Genomic DNA, 17797 nt, shown 5'->3' with positions numbered 1-17797 from the left:
CCGCCATGTCCGACAAACCCACGATCGGCTTCAAGCGTCACTACACCCCGTACGTCGTCGACGGCGAGGCCGTCTACCTGGTCTCCGAGCGCGGTGTCTCGGTGGTCGACGGCAAGCTCGCCGAGGCCCTCGCCCCGCTGCTGGACGGCACCCGCACGGCCGAGCAGATCGGCGAGGCCCTGCACGGCACCGTCCCCGCCGACAAGGTGGCCACCGCCGTCGAGCGGCTGCTGGCCGGCGGCTACCTGGCACCCTCCGGCCAGGTCGAGGACCGGGCCGGCGCCGCGTACTTCGAGATGGCCGGCCTGGACGGCGACGCCGCCACCGGCGCGCTGCGCACCGCCCGCGCCCGGGTCGAGGTCTACGGCGACCTGGACCCGCGGCCCTTCCTCGCCGCGCTCGCCGCCGCCGGCGTGTCCGCCGACCCGGACGCCGAGTTCACCGTCGCCCTCACCGAGGACTACCTGCACCCCGGTCTCGCCGAACGCGACCGGCAGGCCCGGGAGAGCGGCCGTCCGTGGCTGCTGGCCCGCCCGGTCGGCTCGATCCTCTGGGTCGGCCCGGTCTTCGTCCCCGGCCCGGCCGGCGACGATGCCGCCACCGGCTGCTGGCACTGCCTCTCGCACCGCCTCTCCGCCAACCGGCAGTCCCTCAGCTACCTGCAGCACCGGCTCGGCCAGGACGAGCCGATCTCCACCGCCGGCGCCCACCTGGCACCCACTCTCGGCGCCGGGGTCCAGCTCGCCGCCCTGGAGGCCGCCAAGTGGCTGGCCGGGGTCCGGCCGGCGGAGCCGGTCGTGCTCACCCTGGACACCGTCCTGCTGGAGACCGAACGCCACCGCCTGGTGCGCCGCCCGCAGTGCGCGGCCTGCGGCGACGAGGGGATCATGGCGGAGCGCCAGCTGGCCCCGGTGCGGTTCGAGAGCCGCCCCAAGGTGTTCACCGCGGACGGCGGCCACCGCTCCGCCTCGCCGGAGGACATGCTGGAGCGCTACCGCCCCCAGCTCTCCCCGGTGACCGGCGTGGTGACCTCGCTGGTGCCCGCCGCCCGTACCCCCACCGGCCTGCGGGTGTACGTCTCCGGGCAGAACCTGTCCCGGCAGAGCGGCGACCTGCGCCAGCTGCGCACCGGCCTGCGCTCGGTCAGCTGCGGCAAGGGCCGCACCGACGTCCAGGCCCGGGCCAGCGCGCTCGGCGAGGCGATGGAGCGCTACTCCGGGGTCTTCCAGGGCGACGAGGCCCGGCGCCGGGCCACCTTCGCCGAGCTGGGCGACGCCGCGATCCACCCCGCCGACAGCCTGCTGTACAGCGAGCGCCAGTTCGCCGAGCGCGGCCGCTGGAACGCGAAGCCGTCGATGTTCAACACCGTCCCCGAGCGGTTCCGCGAGAGCGCCCCGATCGACTGGTCGCCGGCCTGGTCGCTCACCCAGCAGCGCACCCGCTGGCTGCCCACCATGTCGCTCTACTACGGCTACCGGCACCGCGACGGCTTCTTCGCGGCCGGCGACTCCAACGGCTGCGCCGCCGGCACCTCCTTCGAGGACGCCACCCTGCAGGGCTTCCTGGAGCTGGTCGAGCGGGACGCCGTCGCCCTGTGGTGGTACAACCGGGTCCAGCGGCCCGCGATCGACCTGGACGCCTTCGGCGACCCGTACATCGACCAGCTCCGCGAGGTCTACCGGGGGCTGCGCCGGGAGATCTGGGCGCTCGACCTCACCACCGACTTCGGCATCCCGGTGGTCGGCGCGTTCTCCCGCCGGACCGACAAGCCCGCCGAGGACGTGCTGATCGCCTTCGGCGCGCACCTCGACCCGCACATCGCCCTCACCCGGGCGCTCACCGAGATGAACCAGTTCCTCGGCCCGGTCGCGGGCGACGCCGAGGGCCGGGTCACCTACGCGGGCGCCGACCCGGAGCAGAAGCGGTGGTGGACCACCGCGACCGTGGCCAACCAGCCCTACCTGCTGCCCGACCCGGCCGCCCGGGCGGCCGGCCCGGCCCGCTGGGCGAAGCTGGCCGGCGACGACCTCGCCGAGGACGTGGCCCTCGCCCAGCGCCTGGTGGAGGAGCGGGGGATGGAGTTCCTGGTGCTCGACCAGACCCGCCCCGACATCGGCCTGCCGGTGGCGAAGGTGATCGTCCCCGGGATGCGGCACTTCTGGGCCCGCTTCGCGCCCGGCCGGCTGTACGACGTGCCGCTGGCCCTCGGCTGGCTCGACGCGCCGACGCCGGAGGTGGAGCTCAACCCCGTCCCGATCTTCATCTGACCACGCGCCGGGCCGCCGCCCCGCCGGCGGCGGCCCGCCCAGCCCGGAAAGAGGTATCCGATGACCGTGACCGAACAGCTGCCTCCCGACCTCGCCACCGAGGGCGGGGCCCCGCGCACGCTGCTGCGGCTGCGCCCCGAGGTGGTCGTCACCGCGCAGGGTGACGACCTGGAGCTCAGCCACCCCTGGGGCCGCCAGCGGGTGCACGCGCTCGGCTCCGAGACCGTCCAGCGGCTTGCCGCGCTCACCCACAGCCAGATCGACGTCGACGAACTCGCGGCCAGCGGGCGGTTGTTCCACCTGCTGCAGCGATTTCCCTACCTGGTGACCACCACCCTTGCCGACCCGTTCGGCGAGCCGCTGGCGAGCGCGGTGCCGATCGCCCGCTCGGCCGGCCTGCCCGGGGTGGTCCGTCCGCCCGCCAGCGTGGTGCTCTCCCGTTTCGCCTATCTGCGCCGGTTGCCGGAGGAGCACGCCGGGGCCTGCGTGCTGGAGTCCCCGACGGCGCCGTTCCGGCTGACCCTGCACCAGCCGGCGGCGGGCGCGTTCGTCGCCGCGGTGACCGCCTCCCGTTCGGTGGCCGAGGCCGCGCTGCTGGCCGGGCTCGGGCCGGCGGCCGGGCAGGCGCTGGCCGGGCTGCTGGCCGGGGCCGGGTTCCTGGACGACGGCGCCACCGGCGAGCCGCCGCTCTGGGACTTCCACGACCTGCTGTTCCACGCCCGCAGCCGCCCCGGCCGGCACGACTACCCGAGCGGCGGCGTCTTCGCCCACCCGGAGGTCGAGCAGCTGCCCGCGATCCCCGGCACCGGCGCCCGCGAGGACGGCACCGGCATCGACCTGCCCGTCCCCGACTGGGACGCGGTGCTGGCCCGCGACCCGGCGCTCAGCGAGGTGCTGGAGGGCCGCCGTTCGGTCCGCTCGTACGCCGAGACCCCGGTCACCCTGGACCAGCTGGGCGAGCTGCTGTACCGGGTGGCCCGGGTCCGCCGGATCATCCCGGGGGACCCGTCCGACCCGCACGGCTACGACATCGTGGACCGTCCCTACCCGGCCGGCGGGGCGACCGGCGAACTGGAGGTCTACCTGTCGGTGGTGCGCTGCGACGGCCTGGTGCCGGGCGTCTACCGCTACGACGCGGCGGCCCACCGGCTGCGGCCGCGCCCGTTCGCCGGCCCGGCCGACGAGGCGGCGTTCCGCGAGCTGATGACGGCGGCCTGGCGGGCGACCGGCTGCACGGTGGACCCGCAGGTCCTGCTGACCGTCACCTCCCGGTTCGGCCGGCTGTCCTGGAAGTACAGCCAGATCGCGTACGCGCTGACGCTCAAGCACGTCGGCGTGGTCTACCAGACGCTGTACCTGGTGGCGACCGCGATGGGGCTGGCGCCGTGCGGGCTCGGCTCGGGCGACACCGACGCGGCGGCGCGCGCGCTCGGCCTGGACTGGACGGCGGAGTCCTCGGTCGGCGAGTTCCTGATCGGCAGCCGTCCGGCCGACGTGCCGCGCACGGCGCACCGGTTCACCGACATGGTGGCCCAGGCGCGGGAGGGGTAGGTCTGACCTGACCTGACCTGACCTGACCCGATGCGATGCGCCGTGCCGGGCGGGCCGACGTGCATGTGGCGCGTCCGTCGTGACGTGCCGGACGTGACGTGCAGCGGACATGCCGGTGCCCCGCCGTGGAGTGGCGGGGCACCGGCATGTCCGGGTGGGTCCGGGCCGGAGGCCTCAGAGCCAGCCGCGTTCGCGGGCGATCCGGATCGCGTCGCAGCGGTTGCGGCTGCGGGTCTTGGCGATCGCGGCCGAGACGTAGTTGCGGACCGTCCCGGGGGAGAGCGACAGCGCCGCCGCGACCTCGTTGATGGTGGCGCCGTCGGCCACGTGGCCGAGCACCGTGAGCTCGCGCGGAGTGAGCGGCACGCCGCCCGTCCGGACCACGTCCACCACCAGCCGGGGGTCGTACACCCTGCCGCCCCGGGCCAGTTCGCGGACCGCGGCGATCAGTGCGGCCGGCGGCACGTCCTTGAGCAGGACCCCGGCTACCCCGTCGGCGACCGCCCGCTGCAGGTCGGCGGTCCGCGACTGGGCGGTGAGCAGGAGGACCGCGGTGCCCGGGGCCCGCTCGCGGATCATCGCGGCGGTGGCCGGACCGCCGGGCCCGGGCATGTCCGGGTCGAGGACGGCGACCGCCGGCCTGGTCCTGGCGGCCTCGGCGGCGGCCTCCTCGGCGGTCGGGGACTCGGCGACCACGGCGAGGTCGGCCTCCCGGTCGAGCAGGGCGCCGAGCCCGGAGCGGAACAGGTGGTGTCCGTCGGCGAGCAGCACGCTCACCGTGGCGGTCCCGCGGTCCGCGGCCGTGGCCTGGTGGTACAGGGGTTGGTCCAGGAGGGTGGTCATCCGGCTACCTCGGTGGCGTTGAAGTGTCGGGCGAACAGGTGGGCCGGCGGGATCAGCCCCAGCCCCAGGTGTCCTGCGGGCCGGTGGGCAGCGGGGACGGGGTGGCGGTTGCGGCGGCGGGCTGGTTGACGGGGGTGGCGGGCGTGCCCCCGGTGGCGCCGTCGGCGGTGAGGACGGTGGCGTGCGCCTGGCTCGGGCCCGCCAGGGTGACGGTGGCGGCCGTGCCGGTCAGGACGCTGAAACCCAGGGCGACAATCGTGATGAAACGGACCTTCTGCGACATGGGGGTGCCCGATCCTCTCGCGTTCGGCTGTGCCCCGGGCTGCTTCCGGGGCGCGGTGGTCTGCGGCGGCGGGGGCGGATGATCGGTTCCGGGCCCTGTGAGGGGCTGCTGTCCCGGTGTCCGGTCCGTCGTTCCTGCCGACACCATGAGAGTGGCGGTCGACGGGTGCCCGTGTCAGTACCTGGAGCTGGCACCAGAGTGCCGTGACACCCTGAGGCCAGCTCCGGCCGGCCGGGGCCGGACTCCTCGGGAGGCGGCCGCAATGGCCCTGACCTGCCCGGACGTCGGATCAGGGGTGGCTGGGCAGTTCGTGCAGGCCCAGCGCGAGCCGGGAGTCCGCCTCGCAGTGCAGAAGGTGCCAGCCGCTGAGCGGCCCGTCCTTGCCGGTGAGCTCGCCCCAGGCGGTGCGCAGTCCGTCCTCCGCCTCCAGCAGGGTGCCGGCGGCCACGAACACCATCGCGTCCACGGCCCCGGGCGTCACCAGGATCCGTGCGTGGCTGAGCCGGGCCGGCCCGCGGAGCCGCCGCTCCAGTCCGTCCCGTACCGCGGGCGCCCCCGGCGGGCCGGGCAGCGGCCTGCCGCCCGGCGTCTCCAGGTGGACGCGAATCGCATACACACCTGTAAGACTGACGGATCGCCAGCTGTTCGGAAGGTCGCGGGTGGTGTCAGGTCGCCGCCTGGCAGCAAGATGCCGCCCGCGCGGTGCCGCCGGGCAGGGGGCGACGGCGGGCCCGGAGGTGGCGCGGGGGTGACAGGGGGTGCCACCGGGGCGCCGGGGGAGACGGTGCGCGGGCGTCGTCCTGCCGTCGGCCCGCTGTCGGAGCCCCTTCACAGTTCGTCCATCGGACCGTCGCGATTGTCCGCAAGACTGTTCTATGTTCGCTGATGTGACGATACGCTGACCGCCAGTCAGATCGACCGGTAGCATTCCGGTCACGGGGAGGGTGTGATGTGTCCCGCACTTCTGGTGGCGGACTGTTGAGCGGGCCTCAGCCGATCGGCCTCGACCCGTTCGGCGAAGCGGTGTACCGGACCATGCTCCTGCACCCCGAGCTGGACACCCAGGGCATCGCCGACCGCCTGGAGGCGCCCGAGCCCGAGGTACGGGCCGCGCTCGACCATCTCGCCGACCTGGCCCTCACCAGACCCACCGGGGCCGAGGACCGCTGGCGCGCGGTCAACCCCGAACTGGGCCTGGCCACCCTGCTCGCCCGCCAGGAGGCCGAGGCGGCCCGCCGCCAGCAGGAGATCGAACGCAGCCGGGCCGCGATGGCCGGGCTGATCGCCGAGTACGCCAGCGTGCACGCGCCGGCCAACCAGTCCGGCATCGAGCTGATCTCCAGCCTGGGCGACGTCCGAGACCGCCTCGTCCAGCTCGCCTCCGACGCCGCCGTCGAGGTGCTCTCGCTCGCCCCCGGCGGCCCGCAGCCCCCGCAGGTGATGGAGGCCAGTCGGGCCCTGGACCTGGAGACCCTGGAACGCGGCGTCCGGATGCGCACCGTCTACCAGGACAGCGTCCGCAACGACCCCGCCACCGTGCAGTACGCCCGCTGGCTGCACGGCCTCGGCGGCGCGGTGCGCACCCTGCCCACCCTCCCGCTGCGGATGATCCTGGTCGACAACGCCACGGCCATCGTGCCGATCGACCCGGAGGACCCGCGCAAGGGCGCCGTGCTGCTGCACAGCCCCGGCGTGATCGCGGCCCTGCGGGCCCTGTTCGAGCAGCTCTGGGACCAGGCCCGCCCGCTCGGCGAGCCCGTCCAGCGCGGCCCGCACGGGCTCACCGCCCAGGAGCGGGAGCTGCTGCGCCTGCTCGCCGAGGGCCTCACCGACGAGCGGGCCGGGCAGCGGCTCGGCGTCTCACTGCGCACCATCCGCCGGATGATGGCCGACCTGATGGTCCGGATGGACGCGCGCAGCCGTTTCCAGGCCGGCATCCAGGTCGCCGCGCTCGGCTGGCTCGGCGAGACCACCCCGCGCTGACCCGGGCGCCCCGCGACGGGGCGGGACGGCCGCGCGGCGCGGGTCACTACAGGTACGGGTCACTCGAACAGCGCCTGCTGGACGGCCGTCGGCCCGTCCGTACCGCCGTGCGCCCCCGGCCCCTGCGGCCAGGACAGCGGTACCCGCCGCATCGACCCCGGGCAGAGCACCAGCCGGCGGGACTCCTGCTTGTGGTCGACGACGGCGCCCAGTCCGATCGCCTCGACCGGCGCCACGGCGATCGGGCGGCCGCACACCGGGCAGGGAACGCGGGGGAGTCTCATACCGCCATGGTGCGCCGGACCACTGACAGGCCGGACCACTGACAGTCCGGGGCACTGACAGGCCGAGCCACTGACAGGCCCGCGCCGGCCACCGGGCCCGCGCCGTCAGGACCCGTCGGGTTCCCCGTCCGCGCCGTCCAGGCAGAGCACCTCGACCCGCTGCACCAGGTTGACGGCGAACCCGCCGCGGTTCCACGGCTGGTCCAGCGGCTGGGTGCGTCCCCGCGCGTCGGTGGCCCGGGCGCTCAGCACATGCCGGCCGGGGACGGCCGCCCAGCGGTGCCGCCACCGGCGCCAGGCCCACGGGTGGACGGCGTCCGGCGGGGCGAGTTCCGCGTCCTCCCAGCTGCCGCCGCCGTCCGTGCTCACCTCCACCCGCACGACCGGGCCGTGGCCGGACCAGGCCCGGCCCTCCAGCGGCACCTCACCGGGCCGCACCACCCGGATCCTGGACATGAAGTCGGGGAAGCCCGGCGGCAGCAGCAGGGCGCGCGGCGCGATCCGGGTGACCGGCTCGCCCGCGTCCTGCGGCGACTGCCGGAGCCGGTAGGCCACCGCCTGCTGAAACCCGGTGAACGGGCGGTCCACCAGCGTGACGTCGCACAGCCACTTCACCTGCGCCATCCCGTACCAGCCGGGGACCACCAGCCGCAGCGGGTGCCCGTGCTGCGGCGGCAGCGGCGCGCCGTTCATCGCGTACGCCACCAGCACCTCGGGATCGCCGCCGGTGGCCACGGCCAGGGGGAGGCTGCGCCGGTAGTCCTGCTCGACCCCGCGCTCCACGCCGTGGTCGGCGCCGGTGAAGACCGCCTCCACCGCCGCCGGCCGGACGCCCGCCTCGGCCAGCAGCGTCCGCAGCGGCACGCCCGTCCACTCGGCGGTGCCGACCGCCTCGACCAGCCAGGGCTGGCTCACCGGGCGCGGGGACAGCAGGGCCCGCCCGTTGCCGGCGCACTCCATGGTGACCCGCCGGGTGACCGCAGGCCGGGCCCGCAGGGCCTCGAGGTCCAGCGAGAGCGGTGTGCGGACCTCGCCGCGGACGGTGAGCCGCCAGCCGTCGGCGTCCACGGCGGGGATGTCGTAGTGCGTCAGCACGTAGTGCAGCCCGGGCGGGGTGACGTCGTAGCGCAGCGCCTCCAGCGGCAGGCCGTGGTTGCGGGCCGCCAGCGCGAGTTCCTCAGCGGTGACGCCCTCGCCCGGCCCGACCACCCGGGCGGGTGTGCTCACCTCGCCGAGCCGCGCCGCCATGGGTCCATTCTCGCCTCGGAGGCCGTCCGGCGCCCGGGGAATCGCGGCGAAACGGTCGGCATCGTCCGGTGGTGAGCGGGCGCACCGGGACCCGCCCTGCGGTGCGCGCGCCGCCGGCAGCGTGCGGCCACGTACCCGAGAGAGGTCGTGCCGGATGGCATCTTCCCAGCTCAAGACCGGTTCGAGAGTCGACAGTACGGCGGCGGGCGCTTCCGCGTGGTGGCTCCCGTGCTCGCGCTCCGCCGGCTGTCGGTCTTCTTCGACGGCATGGACGTCGACATCCACGGCGCCGTGATGCCCTACCTGCTCAAGGACCACGGGCTCGGCCGCACCACGGGCGTCGCCGGCACCATCGGCAGCCGGACCACCTTCGGGATGCTGATCGCCGCCCTCGTCGGGGGCAGCGTCACGGACCGGCTAGGGCGCCGGGCGAGGCACCGGCGGTGACGTTCCGTCGGACCGCGGGCACGTTCGGCGACGGCGGGGCGGTTCGTCCGGGTCGCCGCGGGGGAGGGGCCCTGCGGCACACCCACTCCACCACCCCCCGGAGGAAAACCCTCATGACGGTCGATCACCGCCTCGTCGGCACCGGACCGAACCGGGTCGTCGTCCTGCACGACTGGTTCGGCACCAGCGCGGGCTGGGGCCCGTTCCTGGACTACCTGGACGGCTCCGCCTTCACGTACGCCTTCCTCGACTACCGGGGGTACGGCGAGCGGGCGGACGTGGCCGGCGACTACACGCTGGCGGAGATCGCCGGGGACGTGCTGGCGCTCGCCGACCAGCTCGGCTGGGAGCGGTTCTCGCTGGTCGGGCACTCGATGGGCGGCAAGGCGGCGCAGCGGGTGCTGGCCGAGGCGCCGCACCGGGTGCGCAAGCTGGCGGGCGTCGCACCCGTGCCGGCCTCCGCGTACCCGCTGGAGGGCGACGCGTACGACCTGTTCCACGGGGCCGCCGAGCGGCCGGCCAACCGACGGGCCATCCTCGACCTGGTCACGGGCAACCGGGCGGGCGGGGTCTGGCTGGACCGGATGACCGCGCAGTCCCTGGCGACCAGCCGCACGGATGCCTTCGCCGCCTACCTGGCCGACTGGACCACCCTGGACTTCGCCGCCAAGGTGGCCGGCAGTCGGCTGCCCGTGAAGGTCTTCGTGGGCGAGCACGACGTGGCGTTGAGCGAGCCCGTGATGCGGGCCACCTGGCTCGCCCACTACCCGGAGGCGGAGCTGGAGACGCTGGCCAACTCCGGCCACTACCCGATGTACGAGGTGCCGGTCGCGTTCGCGAGCGCGCTGGAGGCCTTCCTGGGCGACTGACGGCCCCCGGACGCCGGGGGCTCCCTCCCCCGGCGTTCCGGCCCGGTTCGCGCCGCCCGGTCACCCGGTGCCGGTTCACCCGATGGAGTTGCCGGGCGGGCCGGCCGCGTGTCCGGGGCCGGACCGGGGGCGCCGGGCGGAAGGCTTCGGCGGTATGCACGCGATCCTGCACGCCCTGTCGATCACCGCCTCGATGACCTGGGCGATCACCTGGGCCCTGATCCTCGGCTTCGCGCTCTCCGCGCTGGTCCAGGCAGTGGTCCGGAGGTCCACCGTGGTCGGTCTGCTCGGCGACGACCGGCCCCGCACACTCGCCGTCGCGGCCGGGCTCGGCATCGCCTCCTCCTCGTGCTCGTACGCGGCGGTCGCGCTCGCCCGCTCGCTGTGGCGCAAGGGGGCCGACTTCACCGCCGCGATGGCCTTCGAGATCGCGTCCACCAACCTGGTCGTCGAACTCGGCTTGATTCTCGCCCTACTGATGGGCTGGCAGTTCACCGCCGCCGAGTTCGTCGGCGGTCCGGTGATGATCCTGCTGCTGGCCGTCCTGTTCCGGCGCTTCCTGCGGGAACCGCTGCTGCGGGAGGCCCGCGAGCAGGCCGACCGGGGCCGGGCCGGCTCGATGGAGGGCCACGCCGCGATGGACATGTCCGTCCGGCGGGAGGGCGGCTTCCTGCGCCGGCTGCTCTCGGCCGAGGGCTTCACCGCCACCTCGCACGTGTTCGTGATGGAGTGGGCGGCCATCCTGCGCGACCTGGTGATCGGCCTGCTGGTGGCCGGCGCGATCGCCGCCTGGGTGCCGGACAGTTTCTGGAGCGCGTTCTTCTTCGACGGGCACCCGCTGGCGGCCAAGCTGTGGGGGCCGCTGGTCGGCCCGCTGGTGGCGATCGCCTCGTTCGTCTGCTCGGTCGGCAACGTGCCGCTGGCGGTCGTGCTCTGGAAGGGCGGCATCAGCTTCGGCGGGGTGGTCGCCTTCATCTTCGCGGACCTGCTGATCCTGCCCATCCTGAACATCTACCGGAAGTACTACGGCCGGCGGATGGCGCTCTTCCTGCTCGCCACCTTCTACGTCTGCATGGTCCTCGCCGGGTACGCGGTGGAGGTCCTCTTCGGGGGCCTCGGTCTCGTCCCGGACCCGGCGGACGCCACCATCCCGACGGACGGCGTCTCGTGGAACTGGACGACCTGGCTCAACATCGCCTTCCTGCTGCTGGCGGCGGTGCTGGTGGTGCGGTTCCTGCGGACCGGCGGACGGGCGATGCTCGGCATGATGGGCGGCGCGCCCGCCCCCGGCCCCGGCCCCGGTGCGACGGCCGGGCCCGCCGGCGGCGGACCTTCGGCGTAGGGCGGGCGCGGCGGCCGGGCTGCAGGGGTGGAAGGGGCGCAGGGGTGGAAGGGGCGCAGGGGTGGAAGGGGCACAGGGGTGCGAGCGGCGCGGGCTACGGCAGCGGGCTGCTGTACCAGCGCCAGCCGCTCCGGTGCGCGCGGCCGGGCAGGTCGGCCCGGCCGGTAGCCCAGAGCAGGGTGAGCCAGGGGTCGCCGTCCCCGGGGACGTCGGGGAACAGTCGGGCCAGGGCCCGGGCGCAGAGCTCGGCGGGCGGGACCCAGACCAGGCCGAGACCGGCCGCCAGGTCGTGGGTGTGCACCAGGGTCTCCACCACGCCCATCGCGGCGAAGCCCTCCGGGTCGGCGATCCCGTAGCTGTGGTAGGCGCGGACCTCGGGGGGCGCGGTGCGGACCATGGCGACCAGCAGGGCGCCGCACGCCTCCAGCACCTGCAGGGTGCCCTCGGGGCCGGCCGCCCGGTCGGCGTGCACGGCGTTCGCGGGGCCGGCGGGGCTGCTGCGCTCCCAGACGAAGGGCACCTCGCCGGTCAGCGGCGGCTGCCGGGGGCCCAGCTGGACGGCGTACGCGAAGAGGTCGTCGGCGAGGTGCTCGGCGGTCTCCCAGCAGTCCCAGGAGAGGGACCCGGCTCCGGCGTCCCAGTCGCCGGCCGCGGGCGCCCCGCGAAGGACGCCCACGGCGAGCTGTACGGCGCGGTCGACGTCGTCGGCGGTGACGGGCGACCGGGGTGATTCGGGTGCGGTGGCACCGGGGGCGGCACTGGACATGGCCCGACCGTACCGCGCGGACGGGCCGTCAGGGGGCAGCCGGCAGCGCGGTCAGCGGCGCCGTTCGGGGCCGGCGCCGCGCTCCGCCAGGTCGGCCCCGATGATCCGGGCCGCCCGGCGGACCTGTTTGCGCAGGTCGGCCAGCGCCGTCGCGGTCTCCTCGGGGAAGGACCGCGCGGCCGTCGCGGGCAGGGTGTCGGGCAGGTCCCGCAGGGCGGCCCGCAGCACACCGGCCAGCCGTTCCAGGTCCCCGAGGGCCAGCCGGCTGTCCTCCTGGTCCACGGCGGGCGGCTGGGCCGGGGCGGCCGGCTCCTCCACCCACGGCGTTTCGGCGGCCGGTGCGTAGCCGAGTTCGGTCCGGGCCGCGGTCAGCGCCTTGGCGGTCGGCCGCCCGCCGCCGGCCATCGCCTTCTCCACCACCTCCCGCACCTGCTCGGGCCCGCGCTCGCGCAGCACCGGGACCAGCACCCGGGCCTGCGACTCGCGGAGCACGATGTTGCCAAAAACCGGATTTGGCAACAGCGCGGCCTGGACCGGGATCATCTCCAGCAGGCGGTGGGCGTAGGACCGCGACAGGTTCCAGCGCTCGGTCAGGTACTCCTCCCAGGTGGCGTGGCTCGCCCGGTAGAGCCGCCGGTCGTGGATCTCCCACAGGGCAGGGCCGGCGTCGGCCGCGAACCGGGTGTGCGCGGCCTGCTTGTCCGCCTCGAACTGGGCCTCCGCCTGGCGGATCGCGTCGACCCCGTGATCCTGCGCGGCGGCGACCCGCGCCTCCAGTTCGGCCAGCGTGCAGCCGGCCAGCGAGCCGGCCGGCTCGGTGGACGCGACACCGGCCGGGCCCGTCCCGGGGTTCCGCCGGCCGGGCCGGTTGCCGATCATCAGGGTCTCGGGGCCGGCCAGCTTGGCGGCGCTGTCGGGGCGCTGGAGCCGGGGACGTTCGTTCACGCGGCGACCTCCATGAGCTTCCTGACCTGCACGGCCAGCTTGTCGAAGTCCTCCGCGACCTCCCGTGCGGGGGCCGTGCGGAGCGAGCGGAGCGGGGCGACCGAGTCCGCGGCGGCCTTCACCACCGCCCGCTCCCGGATGTGCGGCGACCAGACCAGGCCGGGGAAGCACTCGTCGAGTCCGGCGATCTGGAAGTCGTGCACGCCGAGCCCGGACCGGACCCGGGAGGGCACCACCCCGGCCACCCGCAGCCGGGGGTTGTTGAGGTCGTCGGCGTGGTCCCGGACGAAGTTCAGCACCCGTACCGCGCCCTCGATCCCGTCGAACTCGGGCTCGGCCACGATCAGCACCACATCGGCGGCCACCATCGCGAGCTGGGTCAGGTGGCCCAGCGAAGGCGGGCAGTCGAGCAGCGTGACCCGCCGGTCGTCGCAGCCGGCCAGCGCCCGCTTGAGCCGCTTCACCGCGCCGACCGTGCCGGCCTCGGAGATCCGGTTCTCCAGCTCGAACCTGGCCGGCAGCACCCTGATCCGCTCGCTGTACAGGCCGCCCCAGCCGCACGGCACGTAGGCGTCCCGCGCGGCGCCCAGGGCGTCGCACTTGATCGCCTCGCTGATGGTCATCTGGTCGGCGGCCGGGCGCGCCGCCAGCCGCCGCGAGGCGTTCCCCTGCGGGTCCACATCGGCGACGTCCACCAGCTCACCCGCCTCGGCCAGCGCGGCGGCCAGATTCACCACCATCGCCGACTTCCCGGACCCGCCCTTGTTCTGACATACCGCGATCCGCATCCGTGGCCTCCTCCGCTCCACTCCGGCCACCGTGGGGGGCCGTGCTCGCAGAGTAGTCATCTCATCGCCCTGTGCTACCGACGATCGCCCGTCCGGGCCGAGGTACACCCGGACGGCGGCGCCGCCCCGACTGTCCCGCCGAGGCGGCCGGGGTGGCCGGGGCGGGCCGGTGGTGGGCCCGCGGCCGACGGGTCAGCGCGGGCGGCGGGTGGCCATGATGATCCCGGTGCCCACCGGGAGGTCGGTCAGCACCAGCCCGCCGTCCGCGGCCAGCCCGGCGCGGACGCCGGCTATGGACCGGTGGTGCTCGGGCAGCTCGTAGCGTCCCGGGTCCATGTCGTCGAGCAGCAGGACGCCGCCGTCGGCCAGTGCCCGCAGGGTCAGGTCCAGGCCGGACCACTTGCCGCCCTCGGCGTCGGCGAAGATCAGGTCGAACCGGCCGAGCCCGGGCAGCAGGGCCTCGGCGTCGCCGGTCGTCAGGGTCACCCAGGAGGGCAGGCCGGCGCTCGCGGCGAGCTCGGCGGTGTCCGGGTCGTGCTCGACGCTCAGCACGGTGGCGTCGGTGCGGCCGGCCAGGCCGTGGGTGATCCAGGCCAGCCCGACGCCGGCCCCCGTCCCCAGTTCGAGGATCCGGCCGCCCGCCGGCACGGCGGCGGCCAGGACGGCGAGCAGTTCGCCGGCCACCCGCTCGCAGGAGTAGGGGAAGGAGTGCTCGGCGGCGCGCCGGACGGCGGCCTGCACGGGTGCGGGCAGGGGCGGGGTGGTCATGGGGCGGCTCCCGGGCCGGCGGCGGTGGACGAGACGTGGATCACGTCGGGTCGGTGAAGGATAGTCAGACGGGGAGGCCCGCCGGCACTGCTTTTCCGGGTCGCCTGACGGTGCGTGAGATCCGCCGGGAGGGGACGGGACCGGCATGGCCCGCGCCCGCTCGCGTGGCCCGCGCGCCCGCTCGCGTCGCCCCTCGTGTGCCCCGTGACCGCTGCCCTGCCCGCGACCCGTCCACCCGGGCCGCGCCCGCCGACGAGGCATCGGTCCGCCGGCCGCCGCCCGGCGGAATATCCGTCGCCCGTCGCGGGTGTCCCGTGAAACGCTGCCGGACATGGATCCGCAGCTCACCGCCTCGCAGCCCGCCGACCCACAGCCCGCCGACCCACAGTCCGAGGCCTCGCGGCCCGCCGACCCGCGGCCCGTGGACCCCGGGCCCGTCGACCAGGCCCCCGTCGACCAGGCGCGGCGCCTGGTCCGCGACCGCTTCCCGGACGCGCTCGCGGCGGTCCTGGCCGGGTCCACCGCCCGGGGCCGGGCCACCGCCGGCAGCGACCTGGACATCGCGGTGCTGGTCCGCGACGACGCCGAGACCCGCCGGGAGACGCTTCGCTTCGAGGGGCGGCTGGTGGAGCTCTTCGTCCACACCCGGGCCGGTCTGGCGGAGCTCTTCGCCGCGGACGCCGCCACCCGGCGAGCCGTCCTGCAGAACATGTACCTGGACGGCCTGGTGCTGACCGACCCGGAGGGCGAGGCCGCCCGGGCCCGGGCGCTGGCCGAGGCGGACCTCCGGCAGGGGCCGCCGCCGCTGGCACCGGAGGCGGTCGAGACCAAGCGGTACGGGCTGACGGACGCCCTGGACGACCTGGCGGACACCGGCGACCCGTTCGAGCGCCTGGCCGTCGCCGCCGTCGTCCTCGCAGGGGGCGCCGATCTGCTGCTGGACCACCACCGCGCCTGGACCGGCGGCGGCAAGTGGCTGCCGAGGCGGCTGCTGGCGGCGGACCCGGAGCGCGGCGGCGCCCTGCTCGAAGGGCATCGGCGACTGTGCGCGTCGGGGGAGCACGCGGCCCTCGCCGCCGCGGCCGCGGAGATCCTCGACCTCGTCGGCGGCCCGCTCCGCGAGGGGTACCGCAGGACCTGGCGGGGTGTCATCGAGTCGGTCGCCGTGAAGGCCGGGCGCTGACGCCGGCCGCCCGGCCGCCGCAAGGCCCCGGGGAGCAGGCGACACGCCCGGGCGGGCACCGGGTTCGGCGGTCGGTCCCGGGAGCGTCCGGGCGTCGCGCCGACCGCCCGCCGCGTCACCGGGCCCGCCCCGGGATTGCCCCGGGACGGCCCCGCGACCCGCCGCCGCCCCCTCGGCAACCCCTACCGCGACCCCTAGGCCGACCCCTGACTTCAGCGCGGCGTCAGGCACTTTCCGCAGCACAGAGTGCATGGAGGGCAAGGTCACACCGATTGGCCCTGCAGCCCGGAGCCGCCGGACCTTAACCTTCCCTCATGACGGTCCCGCCCGAAGGGCTCCCTCTGGCCGCCGAGTTCCCGGACGCAACCCGCGAGCAATGGCAGCTCCTTGTCGAAGGCGTCCTGCGCAAGTCAGGCGCGCAGAACGTCGAAGGCGCACAGGCCGAGGACGCCCTCACCACCGAGCTTCAGGACGGGCTTCGCGCCCGCCCGCTGTACACCGCCGACGACACGGCGGCCGATCCCGGGCATCCGGGCTTCCCGCCGTTCGTGCGCGGGGGCCGGGCCGAGGGATCGGTTCTGTCCGGCTGGGACGTGCGCCAGCGCCATGCCCATCCGGACGCCCGGCAGTCGAACGAGGCCGTGCTCGCGGACCTGGAGAACGGCGTCACCAGCATCTGGCTGGCCGTCGGGGCCGGCGGTGTGCCGGTCGACGCCCTGGACGAGGCCTTGCAGGGCGTCTACCTGGACCTGGCGTCCGTGGTGCTCGACCCCGGCGCCGACTTCGCCGCGGCGGCCGAGCAGTTGCTCGCCCTGTACGCGCGGCGCGAGGTGCCGGCCCAGGACGCCCGCGGCAACCTCGGCGCCGACCCGCTGGGCCTGCTGGCCCGCACCGGCCGCGACGAGGACACCGAGCGCCACCTCGCCGACGCTGCGGCCCTGGCCGCCGACTGCGTCCGCAGCCACCCGGGCCTGCGCGCGCTGACCGTGGACGCCCTCGGTCACCACGACGCCGGCGCCTCGGCCGCCCAGGAGCTCGGCGCCTCGCTGGCCACCGGCGTCGCCTACCTGCGGGAGCTGACCGCGGCCGGGCTGACGGTGGACCAGGCCTGCGGGCAGCTGGAGTTCCGCTACGCGGCCACCGCCGACCAGTTCCTCACCATCGCCAAGTTCCGCGCCGCGCGCCGGCTCTGGGCCCGGGTGGCCCAGGTGGCCGGCGCCGCGCCCCAGGCCGCCGCGCAGCGCCAGCACGCCGTCACCTCCAGCGTGATGATGACCGAGCGCGACCCCTGGGTGAACATGCTCCGCACCACGGTGGCCTGCCTGGCCGCCGGCGTCGGCGGCGCCGACGCGGTGAGCGTGCTCCCCTTCGACGACGCCCTCGGCCTGCCGGACGCCTTCGCCCGCCGGATCGCCCGCAACACCCAGTCGATCCTGCTGGAGGAGTCCCACCTGGCCCGGGTCATCGACCCGGCCGGCGGCTCCTGGTACGTCGAGCAGCTCACCGACGAGCTGGCCCGCGCCGCCTGGGCCTGGTTCCAGGAGATCGAGCGGGCCGGCGGCCAGCGCGCCGCCCTGCGCTCCGGGCTGATCCGCGAGAGGGTCGCCGCGACCTGGGCCGAGCGTTCCGCGGACCTCGCGCACCGCCGCGAACCCATCACCGGCGTCAGCGAGTTCCCCAACCTCGGCGAGCAGCCGGTGGTCCGTGAGCGGGCTGCCGACCGCGGCCCGGTGCCGTCGGGCGGCCTGCCGAAGGTCCGGCGCGCGGAGGCCTTCGAGGCCCTGCGCACCCGCTCCGACGAGCAGCTGGCCGCCACCGGTGAGCGGCCGAAGGTCTTCCTGGCCGCGATCGGGCCGGCGGCCGTGCACACCGGCCGGTCCTCCTTCGCCGCCAACCTGTTCCAGGCCGGCGGCCTGGCCACGGTGACCGGCGAGGGCACCGAGGCGGCCGCGCTGGCCGAGGCCTTCACCGCCGGCGGAGCGAGCGTGGCCTGCCTGTGCTCGGGCGACAAGCTGTACGCCGAGCACGCCGAGGCCGTCGCCGCGGCACTGAAGGCGGCCGGCGCGCGGCGGGTGCTGCTGGCCGGCAAGCCGGGCGAGCACCGCGAGGCGTACCAAAAGGCCGGGGTGGACGGATACGTCTTCGCGGGCTGCGACGCGGTCGCCGTCCTCACCTCGGTCCTCGACGAGATCGGAGCGGCACGGTGATCCCCGACTTCACCGAGATCGGC

At 75.5% G+C, this 17797-nt stretch carries 17 protein-coding genes; 8 read left to right on the top strand and 9 right to left on the bottom strand.

Annotation, left to right across the window (positions count from 1 at the left end; genetic code table 11):
- The first annotated feature begins 5 nt into the window (after positions 1-5).
- Both OG689_RS11905 and OG689_RS11900 read left to right on the top strand, forming a co-directional pair.
- Positions 6-2267 (top strand): TOMM precursor leader peptide-binding protein, encoded by a 2262-nt coding sequence (locus OG689_RS11905; protein WP_266320015.1) that lies wholly within the window; start codon positions 6-8, stop codon positions 2265-2267.
- Between the two features lie 60 nt (positions 2268-2327).
- Positions 2328-3818: a SagB family peptide dehydrogenase gene (locus tag OG689_RS11900; protein ID WP_266320014.1), complete on the top strand. Its 1491-nt coding sequence runs from the start codon at positions 2328-2330 to the stop codon at positions 3816-3818.
- 174 nt (positions 3819-3992) lie between these two features.
- Here the strand turns inward: OG689_RS11900 and OG689_RS11895 are convergent, their stop codons facing one another.
- The 3 genes from OG689_RS11895 to OG689_RS11885 form a co-directional block, all read right to left on the bottom strand.
- Positions 3993-4661, bottom strand: coding sequence for a response regulator transcription factor (locus OG689_RS11895; protein WP_266320013.1), 669 nt, complete (start codon positions 4659-4661; stop codon positions 3993-3995).
- Between the two features lie 52 nt (positions 4662-4713).
- A complete protein-coding gene (locus OG689_RS11890) occupies positions 4714-4944 on the bottom strand; it encodes a hypothetical protein (protein ID WP_266320012.1) in 231 nt (76 codons plus the stop codon).
- A 289-nt stretch (positions 4945-5233) separates the two neighbouring features.
- Complete coding sequence (locus OG689_RS11885) at positions 5234-5560, bottom strand: hypothetical protein (protein WP_266320011.1); 327 nt, start codon at positions 5558-5560, stop codon at positions 5234-5236.
- A gap of 362 nt (positions 5561-5922) precedes the next feature.
- Here OG689_RS11885 and OG689_RS11880 point away from each other — a divergent pair, with 362 nt between their 5' ends.
- A complete protein-coding gene (locus OG689_RS11880; RefSeq protein WP_266320010.1) occupies positions 5923-6927 on the top strand; it encodes a LuxR C-terminal-related transcriptional regulator in 1005 nt (334 codons plus the stop codon).
- A 59-nt stretch (positions 6928-6986) separates the two neighbouring features.
- Here OG689_RS11880 and OG689_RS11875 read toward each other — a convergent pair whose 3' ends face one another.
- Together OG689_RS11875 and OG689_RS11870 are read right to left on the bottom strand one after the other, a co-directional pair.
- Positions 6987-7211, bottom strand: a complete 225-nt coding sequence (locus OG689_RS11875; RefSeq protein ID WP_266320009.1) for a hypothetical protein — start codon at positions 7209-7211, stop codon at positions 6987-6989.
- 105 nt (positions 7212-7316) lie between these two features.
- Entirely contained in the window at positions 7317-8459 is a 1143-nt protein-coding gene (locus OG689_RS11870; RefSeq protein ID WP_266320008.1) for a sulfite oxidase, read from the bottom strand.
- A 228-nt stretch (positions 8460-8687) separates the two neighbouring features.
- On the opposite strand from OG689_RS11870, the gene OG689_RS11865 reads away from it, so the two are divergent.
- From OG689_RS11865 to OG689_RS11855, 3 genes are all read left to right on the top strand, one after another.
- Positions 8688-8906 (top strand): hypothetical protein, encoded by a 219-nt coding sequence (locus OG689_RS11865; RefSeq protein WP_266320007.1) that lies wholly within the window; start codon positions 8688-8690, stop codon positions 8904-8906.
- Between the two features lie 113 nt (positions 8907-9019).
- A complete protein-coding gene (locus tag OG689_RS11860; protein WP_266320006.1) occupies positions 9020-9775 on the top strand; it encodes an alpha/beta fold hydrolase in 756 nt (251 codons plus the stop codon).
- A 154-nt stretch (positions 9776-9929) separates the two neighbouring features.
- Positions 9930-11117, top strand: coding sequence for a permease (locus tag OG689_RS11855; protein ID WP_266320005.1), 1188 nt, complete (start codon positions 9930-9932; stop codon positions 11115-11117).
- A 94-nt stretch (positions 11118-11211) separates the two neighbouring features.
- Here OG689_RS11855 and OG689_RS11850 read toward each other — a convergent pair whose 3' ends face one another.
- The 4 genes from OG689_RS11850 to OG689_RS11835 form a co-directional block, all read right to left on the bottom strand.
- Entirely contained in the window at positions 11212-11883 is a 672-nt protein-coding gene (locus tag OG689_RS11850; protein ID WP_266320004.1) for a hypothetical protein, read from the bottom strand.
- Positions 11884-11934: 51 nt separating this feature from the next.
- Positions 11935-12828 (bottom strand): hypothetical protein, encoded by an 894-nt coding sequence (locus OG689_RS11845; protein ID WP_266320003.1) that lies wholly within the window; start codon positions 12826-12828, stop codon positions 11935-11937.
- Positions 12825-13616 (bottom strand): ParA family protein, encoded by a 792-nt coding sequence (locus tag OG689_RS11840; RefSeq protein ID WP_266320002.1) that lies wholly within the window; start codon positions 13614-13616, stop codon positions 12825-12827. The genes OG689_RS11845 and OG689_RS11840 overlap by 4 nt, the downstream gene beginning before the upstream one ends.
- Before the next feature lie 192 nt (positions 13617-13808).
- The gene (locus OG689_RS11835; RefSeq protein ID WP_266320001.1) at positions 13809-14384 is read right to left on the bottom strand and encodes a class I SAM-dependent methyltransferase; all 576 of its coding nucleotides are present in this window, start codon (positions 14382-14384) and stop codon (positions 13809-13811) included.
- Between the two features lie 331 nt (positions 14385-14715).
- Here OG689_RS11835 and OG689_RS11830 point away from each other — a divergent pair, with 331 nt between their 5' ends.
- A complete protein-coding gene (locus OG689_RS11830) occupies positions 14716-15567 on the top strand; it encodes a nucleotidyltransferase domain-containing protein (protein ID WP_266319999.1) in 852 nt (283 codons plus the stop codon).
- 314 nt (positions 15568-15881) lie between these two features.
- Positions 15882-17774: a methylmalonyl-CoA mutase small subunit gene (gene mutA / locus OG689_RS11825; RefSeq protein ID WP_266319998.1), complete on the top strand. Its 1893-nt coding sequence runs from the start codon at positions 15882-15884 to the stop codon at positions 17772-17774.
- Positions 17775-17797: the final 23 nt, after the last annotated feature.

Origin of the sequence: Kitasatospora sp. NBC_00240, assembly GCF_026342405.1 — a bacterium.
GTDB lineage: Bacteria > Actinomycetota > Actinomycetes > Streptomycetales > Streptomycetaceae > Kitasatospora.
This window is presented reverse-complemented; position numbering and strand designations above follow the sequence as displayed.